This window comes from Paenibacillus sp. AGC31, assembly GCF_057334655.1.
This window is the reverse complement of record NZ_JBHFJH010000049.1, coordinates 227753-243391: the sequence shown is the minus strand read 5'-3', so window position 1 is coordinate 243391 and position 15639 is coordinate 227753. Positions and strand designations below refer to the sequence as shown.

Annotated in this window: 15 protein-coding genes; 11 read left to right on the top strand and 4 right to left on the bottom strand. The window is 45.5% G+C overall.

Annotation, left to right across the window (positions count from 1 at the left end; all coding sequences use genetic code 11):
* Positions 1 to 123: 123 nt before the first annotated feature.
* The 5 genes from ACE04G_RS29680 to ACE04G_RS29660 all read left to right on the top strand — a co-directional run bounded on the left by ACE04G_RS29680 (position 124) and on the right by ACE04G_RS29660 (position 5664).
* A complete protein-coding gene (locus tag ACE04G_RS29680; protein WP_449003928.1) occupies positions 124 to 609 on the top strand; it encodes a hypothetical protein in 486 nt (161 codons plus the stop codon).
* A gap of 348 nt (positions 610 to 957) precedes the next feature.
* Entirely contained in the window at positions 958 to 1704 is a 747-nt protein-coding gene (locus tag ACE04G_RS29675) for a DeoR/GlpR family DNA-binding transcription regulator (RefSeq protein WP_486095396.1), read from the top strand.
* Between the two features lie 2 nt (positions 1705 to 1706).
* Positions 1707 to 2618 (top strand): 1-phosphofructokinase, encoded by a 912-nt coding sequence (gene pfkB, locus ACE04G_RS29670; protein ID WP_449003927.1) that lies wholly within the window; start codon positions 1707 to 1709, stop codon positions 2616 to 2618.
* A 90-nt stretch (positions 2619 to 2708) separates the two neighbouring features.
* On the top strand, positions 2709 to 4676 hold the full coding sequence (locus ACE04G_RS29665) for a PTS fructose transporter subunit IIABC (RefSeq protein ID WP_449003926.1): 1968 nt from the start codon (positions 2709 to 2711) through the stop codon (positions 4674 to 4676).
* Between the two features lie 199 nt (positions 4677 to 4875).
* A complete protein-coding gene (locus ACE04G_RS29660) occupies positions 4876 to 5664 on the top strand; it encodes a class I SAM-dependent methyltransferase (protein ID WP_449003925.1) in 789 nt (262 codons plus the stop codon).
* Positions 5665 to 5800: 136 nt separating this feature from the next.
* On the opposite strand, the gene ACE04G_RS29655 is transcribed toward ACE04G_RS29660, so the two are convergent.
* The 3 genes from ACE04G_RS29655 to ACE04G_RS29645 all read right to left on the bottom strand — a co-directional run bounded on the left by ACE04G_RS29655 (position 5801) and on the right by ACE04G_RS29645 (position 9174).
* The gene (locus tag ACE04G_RS29655; RefSeq protein WP_449003924.1) at positions 5801 to 6940 is read right to left on the bottom strand and encodes a zinc-dependent alcohol dehydrogenase; all 1140 of its coding nucleotides are present in this window, start codon (positions 6938 to 6940) and stop codon (positions 5801 to 5803) included.
* Between the two features lie 79 nt (positions 6941 to 7019).
* The gene (locus ACE04G_RS29650) at positions 7020 to 8183 is read right to left on the bottom strand and encodes an oxalate decarboxylase family bicupin (RefSeq protein ID WP_449003923.1); all 1164 of its coding nucleotides are present in this window, start codon (positions 8181 to 8183) and stop codon (positions 7020 to 7022) included.
* Between the two features lie 142 nt (positions 8184 to 8325).
* A complete protein-coding gene (locus tag ACE04G_RS29645) occupies positions 8326 to 9174 on the bottom strand; it encodes an SDR family NAD(P)-dependent oxidoreductase (protein WP_449003922.1) in 849 nt (282 codons plus the stop codon).
* Positions 9175 to 9343: 169 nt separating this feature from the next.
* Between ACE04G_RS29645 and ACE04G_RS29640 the strand changes: the two genes are divergently transcribed.
* Positions 9344 to 9781: a MerR family transcriptional regulator gene (locus ACE04G_RS29640; RefSeq protein WP_221823280.1), complete on the top strand. Its 438-nt coding sequence runs from the start codon at positions 9344 to 9346 to the stop codon at positions 9779 to 9781.
* A gap of 64 nt (positions 9782 to 9845) precedes the next feature.
* Here ACE04G_RS29640 and ACE04G_RS29635 read toward each other — a convergent pair whose 3' ends face one another.
* Positions 9846 to 10781, bottom strand: coding sequence for an AraC family transcriptional regulator N-terminal domain-containing protein (locus ACE04G_RS29635; protein WP_449003920.1), 936 nt, complete (start codon positions 10779 to 10781; stop codon positions 9846 to 9848).
* A gap of 159 nt (positions 10782 to 10940) precedes the next feature.
* Between ACE04G_RS29635 and ACE04G_RS29630 the strand changes: the two genes are divergently transcribed.
* From ACE04G_RS29630 to ACE04G_RS29610, 5 genes are all read left to right on the top strand, one after another.
* Positions 10941 to 11216: an Atu4866 domain-containing protein gene (locus ACE04G_RS29630; RefSeq protein WP_221823284.1), complete on the top strand. Its 276-nt coding sequence runs from the start codon at positions 10941 to 10943 to the stop codon at positions 11214 to 11216.
* Between the two features lie 24 nt (positions 11217 to 11240).
* Positions 11241 to 11978, top strand: a complete 738-nt coding sequence (locus ACE04G_RS29625; protein WP_221823286.1) for an SDR family oxidoreductase — start codon at positions 11241 to 11243, stop codon at positions 11976 to 11978.
* 59 nt (positions 11979 to 12037) lie between these two features.
* The gene (locus tag ACE04G_RS29620) at positions 12038 to 12940 is read left to right on the top strand and encodes a LysR family transcriptional regulator (RefSeq protein WP_076209057.1); all 903 of its coding nucleotides are present in this window, start codon (positions 12038 to 12040) and stop codon (positions 12938 to 12940) included.
* A gap of 160 nt (positions 12941 to 13100) precedes the next feature.
* Complete coding sequence (locus ACE04G_RS29615; protein WP_221823288.1) at positions 13101 to 13838, top strand: spermidine synthase; 738 nt, start codon at positions 13101 to 13103, stop codon at positions 13836 to 13838.
* 365 nt (positions 13839 to 14203) lie between these two features.
* A complete protein-coding gene (locus tag ACE04G_RS29610; protein WP_405131950.1) occupies positions 14204 to 15619 on the top strand; it encodes a sensor domain-containing diguanylate cyclase in 1416 nt (471 codons plus the stop codon).
* Positions 15620 to 15639: the final 20 nt, after the last annotated feature.

Below are 15639 nucleotides of genomic sequence, written 5' to 3'. Positions count from 1 at the left end.
ATATTGTGAACGTGTGGCATCTGATGCTGCACGTTTTTTTTGTTTTTCATATGATGAAGGTTACACTTGCCTTTAATTTGTTGTAAAATGTCGGTTGGAACATGTTAAAGGCAGGGATAATAGATGAATGAAATGAACTATGAACAATTTAGAGCCCATTTGAAGAAAGCGTCGCGTAAACGAAATGTACCTTTGATTAAGATCGTAGCATTTCAAGAGAAATACATGAAGATTGAAGAAGTTCAATTTTACGATGTGGAACAAAATCATATGAGTGTTCAGGCCTGCAATACGTTGTGGATGCATCTGGAGAATAAATCTTTCCGTAATATGGTGTCCCAACATTTGCAGTTTTATAGAGACATGGAGAATCTGGGTCGGCATTCCTTTGAGAATCTGATCAAAGAACTATATGATACGTCTGTTCCTGTGCTGCTCGATTACAATCCTGCTGATTATTACACCTCGGGGCAATTGGCTGAGATTCTGGTCATGGATGAGGAGCGGTTGATAGAACAATTGGAGATGGGCCGCTTCAAGGGGGCTTTTATTAATGAAGAAGGTAAATGGCTTAAACCCAAACCGGATGCAATGGTTGTAGAGTCATAAACGCGCATGTAAATCCTATGAATAGTTAAATCCTGCAACGCCGCGCTTGAAGCGCCGGATGCTGCAGGATTTTTAATGGATATGAAGCGCACGGAATGACATCTTTATGGACAGGGAAACTTCGTTCGATGAATACTCCAGTCTCTGACGAACTCTAAATCCATCTTTACAAGGATTAGGAGTGATCAGAACGAGGCTCGCGGGCCCGAATAATATTGATTAGTGCGGAAGAGTATGAGTTGCGTGAGTCGAAAGATGCGGGTTTTGAATGTTTTTAAATTATTTTGAATGAAAGTGGTTGTTTTTTGAGTGGATTATGATACTATAGAAGCAGTTGGAGGAATGAAGATGCTGACTGAAGAACGATATGCTGCAATTATAGAGCGCTTACATTTACAGGGAATTGTGAAATTGCAAGAACTAGTTGATGTGTTGGGTGCTTCTGAATCAACGATTAGGCGTGACTTGATCGATCTGGAGAGTCGTCAGATGCTCAAACGCATCCACGGCGGTGCCGCACTGGTGAATGAAAAAACGCTGGAACCGGGCATGGAAGAAAAAACGTTCAAAAACATTCAAAAAAACACGACGATTGCCCGTTTGGCTGCACAGGAGATCGAAAATGGCGAATGCATTTATCTGGATGCAGGAACGACAACGTTAGCCATGATTCCTTTTATTGAAGCTAAAGACGTAACGGTTGTTACTAACGGACTTTCACATGTTGAAGCTTTGGTAAGCAAACGTATTCGCAGTTATTTGCTCGGAGGTATGATGAAAATTCATACAAAAGCAGTCATTGGCAGTATCGCATTACAGAACATGGATAATTTCCGTTTTGATAAATGTTTTCTTGGAAGCAACGGAGTTGATCCCGAAATGGGGTATACAACACCGGATCCGGAGGAAGCCTTGATTAAAAGGCGTGCACATCAATTATCGGGAAAATCTTATGTGCTGGCTGATTCCAGCAAAATAGGGGAAATTACTTTTGCCAAATTGTTTGATTTGGAGGAGGCCGATTTGATTACTGAGCAGATGCCAGAACATTGGCGGCCTGGAATCGCCCAGAAAACTAAAATAATTGAGGGATAACGATGATATATACGATAACACTTAACCCGTCCATTGATTACATCGTGGAAGTGGATGAGCTGAAACTTGGCGGATTGAATCGAATGAATCGGGATTTGAAGCTCCCTGGCGGCAAAGGCATTAATGTCTCTCGCATACTGAATCAACTTGGAGCAGATAACACGGCCATTGGTTTCCTTGGTGGATTTACTGGACGTTTCATTAATGACAAGTTGCAAGAAGATAACATACGGACAGACTTTGTCACAATCGCAGACGATACTCGCATTAACATCAAGCTGAAGCATGGAGAAGAGACAGAGATTAATGGACTTGGACCTGCAATTAGTGCCGAAGAGGCAGAGCAGTTGCTTCACAGATTGTCTTCGTTGGAAAAAGGAGATATTGTCATCCTCTCCGGAAGTGTGCCGCCTTCACTTGGATCGGATTTCTATGATCGTCTCATTAAAGTATGCAAGCAAACGGGTGCCGAATTTGTGATTGATACAACTGGCCCTGCGTTAATGGAAGCTCTTGAACATGCACCATTGCTGGTGAAGCCAAATCATCATGAACTGGCTGAACTGTTCGGTGTAACGATTGATACTCGCGAGGAACTGGTGTTATACGGGCGTAAGTTGCTGGAAGCCGGTGCTAAACATGTGTTGATCTCCATGGCAGGTGAGGGTGCACTATTCATTACCAAAGCCGAAGTTCATCATGCGAATGTGCCAAAAGGCACTGTGAAAAACTCGGTTGGTGCCGGTGACTCCATGATTGGCGGATTCGTAGGTACTTATGTACAGAGCGGAGATTTGCTGGAAGCTTTCCGCACAGGGGTTGCATCTGGAAGCGCGACTGCGTTCTCGGATGATCTGGCAACACGTGAATTGATTGATGAACTACGCAATCAAGTAACCATTTCGACAATCTAATTTAAAAGACATATAAAAGCTTTTCATTGTAATTGTAATGTAGTGAGGCCTGCCTAGGCAGGCCGACTGAACTTAAGGGAGTGTACCAAGATGAGAATAACAGACTTGATGATCCAGGAAACGATGATCATGGACCTGCAAGCCACAACCAAAGATGAGGCTATTGATGAACTAATTGCAAGCCTGAACCGAAGCGGACGAATTAATGATCCGGTCCTGTTCAAGGAAATGATCTATAAAAGAGAAGCTGAATCCAGCACGGGGATCGGTGGCGGAATTGCGATGCCACATGCCAAGACAACAGCAGTGAACGAACCAACAGTTGTATTTGCCAAGAGTAGAAAAGGACTTGACTTTGAAGCGTTGGATGATCAGCCAGCTCATGTGTTCTTCATGATTGCGGCTCCAGAAGGCGCGGGTAATACCCATCTGCGTACGCTTGCAGCTCTTTCCAGGTTGTTGATTGATAGCGATTTCATCTCACAATTGATGAGTACAGATACACCTGCGGAAGTTAGTGCATTGTTTGATGCCAAACAGGCAGAAGCAGCGGAGAAGGAAGCAGCCAAAGAAAAAGCAAAAGCTGAAAAAGCAGCAAATGCCGCATCGGGCTCCACTAGCAATCAGCAACAGAATACCTCTGGGGTCATTGTAGGTAATGCCAATTCGGAAGATTTTGTTGTTGCGGTTACAGCCTGTCCAACCGGTATAGCTCATACGTTTATGGCTGAAGATGCACTTAAAAAGAAAGCTCAGGAAATGGGCATTAATATTCGCGTAGAGACAAATGGCTCCGAAGGAGCACAGAATGTTCTAACTGCTGATGAGATCGCTCGTGCTAAAGGGGTTATCGTTGCCGCAGACAAAAATGTGGAGATGGCACGTTTCGATGGCAAACCGGTGTTGCAAAGACCGGTGAGTGATGGAATTCGTAAATCCGAAGAGCTGATTCGCAAAGCCGTTAACGGTGATGCTCCGATCTATCACAGCCAAGGGGGAAATGCCAAAGAAGATGGCGCAAACACGGGTAAGATCAGTGTAGGTAGCAAAATCTATAAAGATCTGATGAACGGTATCTCGCATATGCTGCCTTTCGTTGTAGGTGGCGGTATCCTGCTAGCAATCTCCTTCTTGTTCGAACAGCTTGCTAGCCCTGAGAATCCGATTGTGCAACTGCTTCAAACGATCGGTGGCGGAACAGGTGCGTTCCACTTCCTGATTCCGGTACTTGCCGGATTTATCGCGATGAGCATTGGTGATCGCCCGGCCCTTATGCCTGGTATGGTGGGTGGATTGATGGCAGTTAACTCAAACGCCGGTTTCCTTGGTGGTTTGGCTGCTGGTTTCCTGGCGGGTTATGTCGTTGTTGGTCTCCGTAAGTTGTTCAAAGGATTGCCAAAAGCGATTGATGGCTTGAAACCAATCTTGCTGTATCCGGTATTTGGTTTGCTGATCGTGGGTGCCATCAGTTTCTATGTCTTTGATCCAATCTTTGGTTCCCTGAACACCTGGCTGGTAGGTGCACTTGGTAACTTGGGTACAGGTAATGCGGTATTGCTGGGCTTGCTGCTTGGCGGCATGATGTCCATCGATATGGGTGGACCATTCAACAAAGCGGCTTACACGTTCGCCATTGGTGTATTCACATCCAGTGGTAATACAGACGGTGCATGGATGGCAGCGGTTATGGCAGGCGGTATGGTGCCTCCTCTGGCGATTGCACTTGCAACAACGTTCTTCAAATCCAAATTTACAGAACAAGAACGCAAATCCGGCCTGACTAACTATGTACTTGGATTCTCTTTCATTACAGAAGGTGCAATTCCATTTGCTGCGGCTGATCCATTGCGTGTGTTGACTTCTTGTATTCTGGGTTCCGCTGTTGCTGGCGGATTGACACAACTGTGGAGCATTAATGTGCCAGCTCCGCACGGCGGGATCTTTGTTGCAGCACTGGCGAACCACGCATTATTGTTCCTGCTTGCTGTTGCAATTGGTTCTGTGATCTCCGGTCTGATTCTGGGACTGTGGAAGAAGTCACCAACGCTTGTGAAGTAACAGATATAAGAAACATCTCCTGGGTGAAATTCACTTGGGAGATGTTTTTTATTTCAGCTTTTTCGTCAGGTAGTGGAAAGTTGCTTCCGGATATGTGTAAAATGTTTATTTAGATTTTACATTCATGTGTGGTAAACTAAATATAATTATATTTTGAAACTATGTTTCGTCTGATGAAACTTATGCAGGAGGAATTGGAATGTCTGATGTAATCAAAAGTCAGGTGCAGAAGCAGTTTGCGAAAAATGCAGGTAAATACGTGACGAGTTCGGGGCATGCCAAAGGTGAGGATCTCGCGCTGCTCGTGGCTTCATCTCAAGCCACTCCGGATATGCACGTGCTGGATATCGCCACTGGAGGAGGGCATGTCGCGAATGCATTGGCTCCACTTGTTCAGCGGGTGACAGCCCTCGATCTAACGGAAGAAATGCTTCAGGTAGCTGAAGCGTTTATCCAGGGGAATGGACACGGTAATGTAGATTTTGTAGCCGGGGACGCAGAGAAGCTGCCATTCGATGATGATGTCTTTGACCTAGTGACCTGCCGCATTGCTGCCCACCATTTTCCGGACGTTTCTTCGTTTGTTCATGAGGCATTACGAGTTATGAAGCCCGGTGGAAGGTTGTTATTCATTGACAACGTGGCACCTGAACGTGATGAGAATGACCAGTTTTACAATGAAGTGGAGAAGTGCCGGGATGCAAGCCATGTTCGAGCATGGCGCAAGACGGAATGGATTCATATGCTGGAGTATGCCGGCTTCCGAATGGAAACGATGGTTTCCTTCCAGAAGCGCTTTAAGTTTGAAGAGTGGTGTAACCGTGCAGCACTGCCGGAACGGGAGAGAAGGGAACTTGAAGCAAGTATGTTGAGTGCACCGTCCATCATTAGAAAATTTTTCAATTTTGAAGTGAACAAGAACGGGAAGCTCGACAGCTTCCAAGGAGAAAGTGTGTATATCCAAGCGATTAAACCGACTCATATCTGATTGGGTAAAGGACCATTTAGCTGAGCAGTTTATGCAACGGTAACAGGTTGAATGTTGATAAAATAAAACAAGCAGAGTACCTTGAATAGGTAGTTCTGCTTGTTTTATTTTGCATATTGATAATCAAAGCGACGGTTTAGGGTTTAAGTATAACTTTGATACATTCGTCTTCATGATCGTTGAAAATGCGATACGCATCGCTTGCATTCTCCAGTGAAATCCGATGGGAGATGATCTCGGTTGGATCAAATTCACCAGCAGTGATTTTGCGGAACAATTCAGGCATGTAATGTATAACAGGAGCTTGTCCCATTTTAAGATTGATATTGCGTTCAAACAAATTGCCTAACGGAAACATGTTGTAGGAAGAGCCATATACACCCGTAAGTTGGAGTGTACCGAATTTGCGGATCGCTTTCATGCCGATTTCAATCGCACTCAGTGAACCGCCGTGAAGTTTCAGCTTCTGCCCGATTTCTTCCAGCATGTTCTTTTTACCATCCATACCTACACAGTCGATAACAACGTCGGTTCCGCCTTTTGTAATCTCGCGAATGTGCTCACCCATATCATCGTAATCTTCGAAATTAAAGATCTCTGCATCGTTCAAACGTTTGGCTTTCTCCAGTCGATAGGGCAGGCGATCCACAGCAATAACGCGTTTGGCACCTTTCATCCAGGCGAACTTCTGCGTCATCAGCCCAATGGGTCCACTACCGAGTACAGTGACTGTATCTCCCGGTTTAACTCCGGCATTCTCGACGCTCCAGTATGCGGTTGGAAGAACATCGGACAGGAACAATAGGGCTTCATCTTCCAGTTCACAGGATTCCGGAATCACAAACGGAGTGAAGTTCCCGTAGGGAACACGCAATAATTCTGCCTGACCTCCGGGGTGATTTCCGTAGCGTTCGGTGAACCCGAAATAACCCCCTGTATGAATATCCGGATTGCCATTGGAATTATCGCACTGGCTCTCCATGTCATGATTGCAATAGAAGCACTCACCACAAGCGATGTTAAAAGGCAGGACCACACGGTCCCCCTTCTTCACACGTGTCACTTCCGGGCCTACTTCTTCTACTATGCCCATCGGTTCATGACCGATAACGTAATCTTTTGCAGCAGGCAAGGCTCCCTGGTAAATATGCAAATCGGATCCACATATAGCTGTGGAAGTAATACGAACGATAATGTCATCCTTCTGTTGCAGTTTGGGATCTTCAACCTCTTTGACTTGAATGTCCTTTATTCCCTGAAACGTAACGGCTCTCATCTATCATATTCCTCCTTGTATAGTAGGATTCTCTCACAATTACCCCATTTCAGCACAAATGATAGATATACATACTAAATTAAACGACAGGCCATTTTACTTTACGCAACGCATCAAGCAACTCAGGCGGCGCATTAAGATTGTCACGGACCAGATCCCGCGGGGTTAACGCCATCCACTGATTCAGCGATACATCCTCGAATCGATCACTTCGGAATATCTCCAAAAACCATAAAGTGTCTGTGCCAGTATTCTGTATATAGTGTCCCATGGCGACAGGAACATATCCGACATCTCCAGCCCGATAGTCAAACGTGCGAGCAATGCCATTGCCTCCAAAAACAGTCATTCTCCCTTGTCCTGTCAGATAGTATTGCCATTCATCTGCATTGGGGTGCCAGTGAAGTTCACGCATGGCGCCAGGTCGAATCTCAACGAGTGCGGCTGCAACGGTAGTTGAGATGGGGAAGTTGGTGGAGTCTACGATCCGCACGCTTCCGCCGGGTGTGATGAGCGGTTCTTGAGCCAGCAACCGGTGTTTGAATGTGAGAGGCACGGTGCCATATGGCGACTGTACTTCCTGGCTCTCGGTGGAACCCGGGACGGTATCCTGGAAAATGTAGACCTGTTCCTTCGGCATTGACTGAAAAGCGGATTCGGGCACTCCGAAATTGACTGACAGCACCTCTGGTGGGGTATGGGCAAACCAATCCGATATGGATAACGTATTCAGATCGGAGAAGGATCCGTCATCAAACACAAGCAGAAATTCACAACCTTCCTCCAGTCCCTGAATGGAATGGGGTAGACCTTTGGGGAAAAACCAGAGATCGCCAGGCCCGACATCCGCAATAAAATTACGTCCGTTCTGATCCACCGAAGTGATTCTTGCCGTTCCCCAGATCATATAGGCCCACTCGGATTGTTGATGCCAGTGCAATTCCCGTACACCTCCCGGTGTCAGGCTCATGTTCACACCAGCCAGTGTAGTGGCAATAGGGAGATCCCGGACGGTAATTTCACGTGACCAACCCCCATGGTTCAATTGCATATGGGTATCGGAAAAAGACATTTTCAGATTGGGCAATAACCCGTTATCGGTTGCCGGAGGTACCAGCATATCGGGGTTTTGTATATCTCTCATAACGTCTCTCGGTCCCAGATCAGGTCCTCCTGCGCCATCACTGCGAATGGGTTGCGGGATGATAAATGGTTTTTCATTTGGTTGCTGTCCTTTGGTCATGAAGTGATCCCTCCAGATTCAGTACCATGTCACACGCGACATGGTATCGTGATGTTTACACCTATGAATCATGGCCTGGATAATATGAGGGACAAACGACAAAAAAAGACGTGACCGCATGCGGTCACGTCTGTATTCCTGACTACAGTGTACGGAAACGCTGTTCATAAATCTCGTTTACCCGGTGGAGAACGGCAGGACCTTGCTCTGTGAAACGAAGTGCTGTCGCCTTATTTTTCACCAGAAATGTACCGGATTCATGTCTGGTGGGTGATAAAGCCGCACTGTAGAGCAATGAAGCGCCATGACTTGGATGGGGAAAGAACCATTTCATAATGGGTTTGATATAGAAGGGCAGGCCGGATGTTTTGTTGCCCCTTAGCGTATTATTTCCACCGGGATCTACGCTTAGTAATTGTATGCCTTCCGCTTTGGCAGACTTGGCAACCTCGCGTGTCCATAGGGATAAACCGAGCTTTGAAATGGCATAGGGACCAAACAGCTTTTTGAATTCAGCTGGACGTTCCAGGATGTTCAGATCAAATTGTTTGACCATACTGAACGCGGTGGTGGAAGTATTGACGACTGTTTTCATCTGTCCTTTGAGTAATAGCTCCACTAATTCCATGTAGATGATGTAAGGGACTACCGTCTGAAGTTCAAAGTGCAGTTCATGCCCCTGATCAGAGAAACGAAGCTCCGAAGCGCTGCCCCCCGCATTGTTAAACAAGACATCGATCGAATTGGTATCGGATTTAATCTGATCCAGTGCCGTTCTCAGACTGTCGTAGTTGGTCAGGTTGGCCTGAACCAACCGGAGCTGGCCTGATCGTAATGCATTCTGAATATCGGTATCGTCAGTCGGGAAAGTGGAACGATTGAGACCGATGACCTGCCATTGTTCAGCCAGTAACTTGCGTGTCAGTTCAAGACCAATTCCTGACGTTGACCCTGTGATGAGAGCGGTGCGAAGCTGATTTTGTATATTCATATATACCTCCAGAAGAAATGAGATTACAGAACGAATCTGTATGCTGCGCTCATTCTATAACTTGGAGTCGACTCCAAGTCAAGGGGGGAGATAGGAGAGCCGATCATGCTTGACTTGGAGCTGACTCCAAGTTGTAATATGGAGAGAAATGAAAGTGGAGGAGGCCCATATGATGAGCGAAAATGAATTGTTCTCCATTAAAGAAACGTCAGAACAGGCCGGATTATCGGAAGATACAATTCGTTATTATGAGAAAATTGGACTTCTTCCTCGAGCTGAACGCAAGGTCAATCGGCATAGGGTATACCGCCTGGAAGATATTCACACGATGAAGTTGATCACTTGCCTGAAAAAAACAGGGATGTCTCTGGAGGAAATGAAGCCTTATTTACAAATGTCCATGGATTCCGATCTTGCTGATTTCCCGGATGAACGGGAGATGCTGGTGAATCACCGGAAGAAAGTTGAAGCCCAGATTGCTTCGCTACAGCAGGTGGTTGATTTTATCGACGAGAAGTTGGAGAAACGAAGTATGTATCCTGATGAATGTCCTATTAGCGGGGAGAATCAGTTGTCTGTTTTTGAAAAACAGAACCTATTCTCTTGATGGCGCTGCTGCCTATATGAATCCGAAAACCCACGTCATGATGACGCGGGTCTTTTTGCTGTTTCTAGTATTTAATATCGAGTGTATGACGAAGTCGTTTGATATCGCTTTTGGGAGGGAGACCATACATGCGGGCATACTCCCGGCTGAATTGAGACGGACTTTCATAGCCAACCTGGAACGCAGCGTCGGCGGCATCAGTTGAACCTGCAAGCAGCATTCGCCGGGCTTCATGCAATCGAATTTGTTTCTGGAATTGCAAAGGGCTCATGGCGGTAATAGCTTTGAAATGATGATGTAATGAGGAAGAACTCATGTTGATCATGGCAGCAAGTTGTTCAATCCGAAGTGGCTTAGCATAATCAGATTGGATGACTTCGATCACCTTGGCGATGTGCTGTGCATGACTGTCCTGAATAGCAAACTGCTTGATGGAATGTCCATGTTCATCCTGAATAATACGATATAGAATTTCGCGGATAAACATAGGGGCAAGAACGGGAATGTCTTCAGGTGTGTCCAGCAGCCGAACCAATCGGATCACGGCTTCAAGAAGGGAAGGTTTGGTTGAGCTAACAAACAATCCTCTTTGTGTTGAATGGTCAGGTTTGGGTTGTGCAGAAGACGTATCCTGAATCAGATCGAAAATCTGCCCTGAATCAAAATCCAGTCGAATACATAGATAGGGATGTTTGGTTGTAGCCTTTACAACCTGCCCTGAAATAGGCAAGTTTACGGAAGCTACCAAATATTGTGACAGGTCGTAGGTGTAACTCTCGCGGCCGAGTATAACTAATTTGGAACCTTGAGCGACAATGCAGAGGGCAGGCTGATGAACGGAATATATGGGTTGTGAGATCTCGGAGGCACGGATTAAGGCAAGGGATGGAATTGCTGTTGGATGTATCCCGTCATTTGGGGTGAAATGCTCAATAAGTTGAGCCAATTGTTGCTGCTGCTCTGTGATGCCTGTATCTGCTTCATTGGTTTTGATAAACATGAATTGCAGCCCCCTTGTAAACCACTATTACTATTATTTTAAAACGCACTGGAGGAATAGGCAAGAATACTGCGGGATTTTTCTATCGTACAACGACTGATCCTCTACATAATGGAGATAAGCAACGGAATCTTTTGAAGCAGAGAGGAGTGAGAAACAATGGAGCGCAATTCAATGGGCGACCAACAAGAACCCAAACACCCGTATGTGGGGATGTGGGTCACAAAGGATGGATATATCAGACACGAACTTCTTCCTTGCGGTAGATATGATGAAGCAAGAGGAGATCGGCAAAGTGCATATCAGGGTTGCTATGTTGTTCATGGGGAACATATAGAATACGTGGATGATACGGGATTTACAGCGGATGGAGACTTCAGGGACGGCGTTTTGTATCATGCAGGCATGGTTTTGTATAGAGAAAATGTACAATAACAACCAAATAAGGAGCGATATAATATGTCCAATGTAAAAGGGAAAGTTGTTGTGATTACCGGTGCGAGTAGTGGAATTGGTGAGTCAACAGCTCGATTGCTTGCACAGCATGGAGCGCATGTAGTTATTGGAGCTAGGCGTGTGGACCGTTTGGAGACATTGGCCTCCTCCATTCGTTTGGAGGGCGGATCAGTGGAGTATCATTCGCTGGATGTTACCAGATTGGAAGAGATGCAAACCATCGTTGACCTCGCTCTAACTCGCTATGGACGTGTCGATGTTATTTTAAATAACGCTGGAGTCATGCCGCTATCTCCCCTTGAAGCGTTAAAGGTAGATGAGTGGAATCGCATGATAGATGTTAACATTCGTGGTGTTCTGCATGGCATTGCGGCTGGACTACCCGTCATGAAAAAGCAGGGTTTCGGCCAGTTTATTAATATCGCCTCTATTGGAGCCTATGCCGTGTCACCAACGGCAGCGGTGTATTGTGCAACCAAATACGCAGTCCGCGCCATCTCGGAGGGGTTGCGACAGGAAGTAGGCGGAGATATCCGCGTAACCCTTATATCACCAGGCGTGACGGAATCGGAACTCGCGGATACGATTTCTGATGAAGAAGCACGTGATCTCATGAAAGAGTATCGGCGCATATCCATTCCCGCCTCGACGATTGCGCAAAGTATCTTGTTTGCCATTAGCCAGCCGGCAGAGGTGGACGTAAATGAGATTGTAGTCAGACCGACAGCAAGCATGGCTTAAGGTCTGATCCTCTTTTGGTATATAATAGATTCAATTGATACGAAAAGAGGAATAGTGCAGTGACATTACAACAACTAAAATATGTGATCGAAGTTGCCACGCGCGGTTCCATGAATGAAGCAGCCAAAAGGTTGTTTATCTCGCAACCCAGCCTTTCGAATGCCATTCGGGATCTGGAGCAGGAGTTGCGTATTACTATTTTTGAACGCACCAATAAGGGAATATCTCTGTCTAAAGAAGGCGTTGAGTTTCTGAGTTATGCACGTCAGGTGGTAGAACAAGCTGAATTGCTGGAGAACCGTTATCTGAACGCCAAGCCATCCCCGCAGCACTTCTCCGTATCGACGCAGCATTATGCGTTTGCAGTGAATGCCTTTGTTCGCCTGGTACAGCAGTATGGTCAGGATGAATACGAGTTGGCGCTTCGGGAGACAAAGACCTACGAGATTATTCAGGACGTGAAAAGCCTGCGTAGTGAAATTGGCATCCTGTATTTGAATGAGTTCAATGCTAAGGTGATTAACAAATTGTTAAAAGATGCGGGTCTGGTCTTCACGAGCTTGTTTACAGCGAAGCCCCATATCTTTATCAGTGTGAAGAACCCGCTGGCGAAGCAGGAGTCGGTTGCCATCGAGCAATTGCAGGATTATCCGTACTTGTCATTTGACCAGGGAGAGTACAATTCCTTTCATTTTTCCGAAGAGATCCTGAGTACGTTATCTCACCCCAAAAGCATACAGGTTAATGACCGCGCAACATTGTTTAACCTGTTGATTGGTCTGAATGGTTATACGATCTCTACGGGTGTACTTAGCGCTGATCTGAACGGAAACGAGATTATTCCTGTACCGCTGGAATGTGAGGAATCCATTAATGTAGGGTGGATAAGCCACAAGAGTACTTCTCTCTCTAATCTGGGTGTAGCATATGTCCAGGCTCTACATGAGGCCATAGGGTCTTAATAATGTTGAAAGCTTCATCAAAAGGCCGTTTCCGGTTGAGTCGGAACGGTTTTTTTGTTGTACTATGATCTTTCAAGTATAGGGTGGAATGTTGTCATCCCGTGTAATAGAATGAAGGTATATGTCGAATAGGCGTAAGAGATCGAAGGGAGAACGGTTAGTGAGAGTTCTGTATCGGAATAAAAGTGAACAGCATGAGCTGACGGTATATGATACCAAAAAGCTTTATGGAGAGAAGGGCCAGTTTCGTGTATTGGAATTCTCCAACGCAGCTGTGCAGGGAGCCATGGATCTGGATGAGCCTAAGCGGATGGTGTTGGAGTATCCGAGAGCGATGGTGCATCTAATGGAACGGAATGATCCTGAGTTTGATACCGTATTTGTGGTGGGACATGGTATTGGCACATTGCCAACCTACTTGTCTGATCGTCAGGTAAAAGTGGCTGAGCTTGACGCAGAGGTCGTGGAGTTGAGCCAAACCTTTTTTGGATATGAGGGAAGTCCTGTGCTCATTGGGGATGGTCGTGAATTATTAGGCCAGGAAGCCGCTGCGACATATGATTATATTATTATTGATGCCTTTACGGCAACGGGTACACCGGAGCAGTTTATATCCAGTGATTTTTTTGCCATGGTCAAGGACAAGCTGGACTCGGACGGAGCTGTGATCATTAATGTGTTCGGGCGTGCGGGCAACGATCGGCTTGTCAATGCGATCTATACGACACTTCAGGCGCAGTTTGTCTATACACGTGCATTTGCATTACCTACAGAAACAGCGGATGAAGTTCAAAATCGCATTTTAATGGGTAGTCATCACCCGATCGAATTTCAGGTTCGTCAGATGGCAGGGTTTGTTGAACAAGAGCCAGAAGAAGGTTATATCATTGTCGATTAGGGCGATCCTGAACAGTGATTCTTCCAGGGAAAGTAAAATGTCATTAAATCGTCAATCTTACGATGTAATTGTTAAGATTTCTCAAACTCTTTATTTGATCTTAACAACTTTCGTATAAGATAGAAGGAATATGCCTTTTCATGAAAATCCGGGGGAAGTAAACGATGATTGCACAGATCAAGAGATCTAGATTACGAAAAAAAATAAAAAACATCAAGAAGATCAGCCTCACGGCTTTACTCGGCGGGTTGGTCACTATTTCAGTTATAATGACATTGACCCTCATGGTCATCTCATCTTATACATCTCAGAAACAGTCACTCATTGATAACACCCTGTCCCTAAACTATGCAAGCGCTGTGCAAATGAGCCAAACTCTGGATTCGCTTTTTGATTCCATGCAGGAGAGCTTAAAATATGCAACCCAGTATTTTCCTGATGTGGATCGCTCCAATACAAAAGAGTTGAATTCCACATTGGATTTGGTTCGCAATAGCAGTAATTTTTTTAATTCCGTTTCTTTGGTAGATAAAGCGGGAGTAGTCAGGTCTACTTCACCTTACTCACAGGCTAGCGTAGGTCACCATGTTAGTTCCAATGCAGCAAAAGAAGCGGTTAGTTTGAGGGCTTCGTATATCTCCGAAGCGTACCAGACACCCAGAACCAAACGCAGAATTGTATTTGTCAGTGAACCGATCTTTGATTTGGCAGGGGAGTACCAAGGAACGATTGGTGGAAATATCTTTTTACAGGAAAATAATATATTGAGTCTGTCTTTTGGCAGTCAGCTCAAGACAAGTAATGGTTCCTACTTTTTTATTGTGGATAAGAAGGGCACTTTGTTATTTCATCCAAACACCAACCGAATTGGTGAAAATGTCAGTGAAAATGAAGTGGTGCAAAAGCTGTTAGCAAACGAGAACGGTAAGGAACAATACAAAAACCTGGCAGGTGTGGATTCACTTGCAGGTTATTACAAAGTTCCATCAACAGGTTGGGGCGTCGTAATCGTGTCTCCAACCCAAACGGTGTACGATCAGTTGAATCATCATATCCGTATGTTGTTGCTGTACACTTCAGTGCCTTTCCTGATCCTGACCCTTATTGTGGTTCGGGTTGCACGCAAGCTGGCCAGTCCTTTTGCTATGCTTGCTGATTTGGTGAATCAGGTCGATAAGGGACAAGTGGATCTACCGGTGATAAAACCTCACTGGAATAGAGAGGCAGACCTTCTAACGAGAGCAGTTGTTGGCGCATTGGCGAACTTTAGAAAACAGACAAACCAGCTTGTCTATGATGCCAGAACCGATGTTTTAACAGGCATGAACAATCGCAGAACCTTCGAAGAAGTCATTCAGGAATGGATTCAGGATGAGGTGCCGTTCTCCATTATTGTTCTGGATATCGACCGCTTCAAGTCCATTAATGATACATTCGGGCATCATGCTGGGGATGAAGTATTGAAACACATTGCCAATATCATTCAATTGTCTGTTCGACCAGAAGATGTCTGTGCCCGGTTTGGTGGAGAGGAATTTGTAGTCTTGTTAAGAAATTCCGAGTCTAACGTGGCTTTTGAGATTGCTGAACGTATCCGAATAACGGTCGAAGAAAGCGTATTGCCTATAGATCGTTCCGTCACCATCTCGGCTGGAATTGCTGAATATCCGAAGCACTCCACAACATCCACAGAACTGTTTCACTTGGCGGATAATGCATTGTATCAAGCGAAGGAAGAGGGACGTAACCGAACAGTTACGATTCAGACGGTTATTAAATAAGCAAGCAAAGAAGCTGTCCC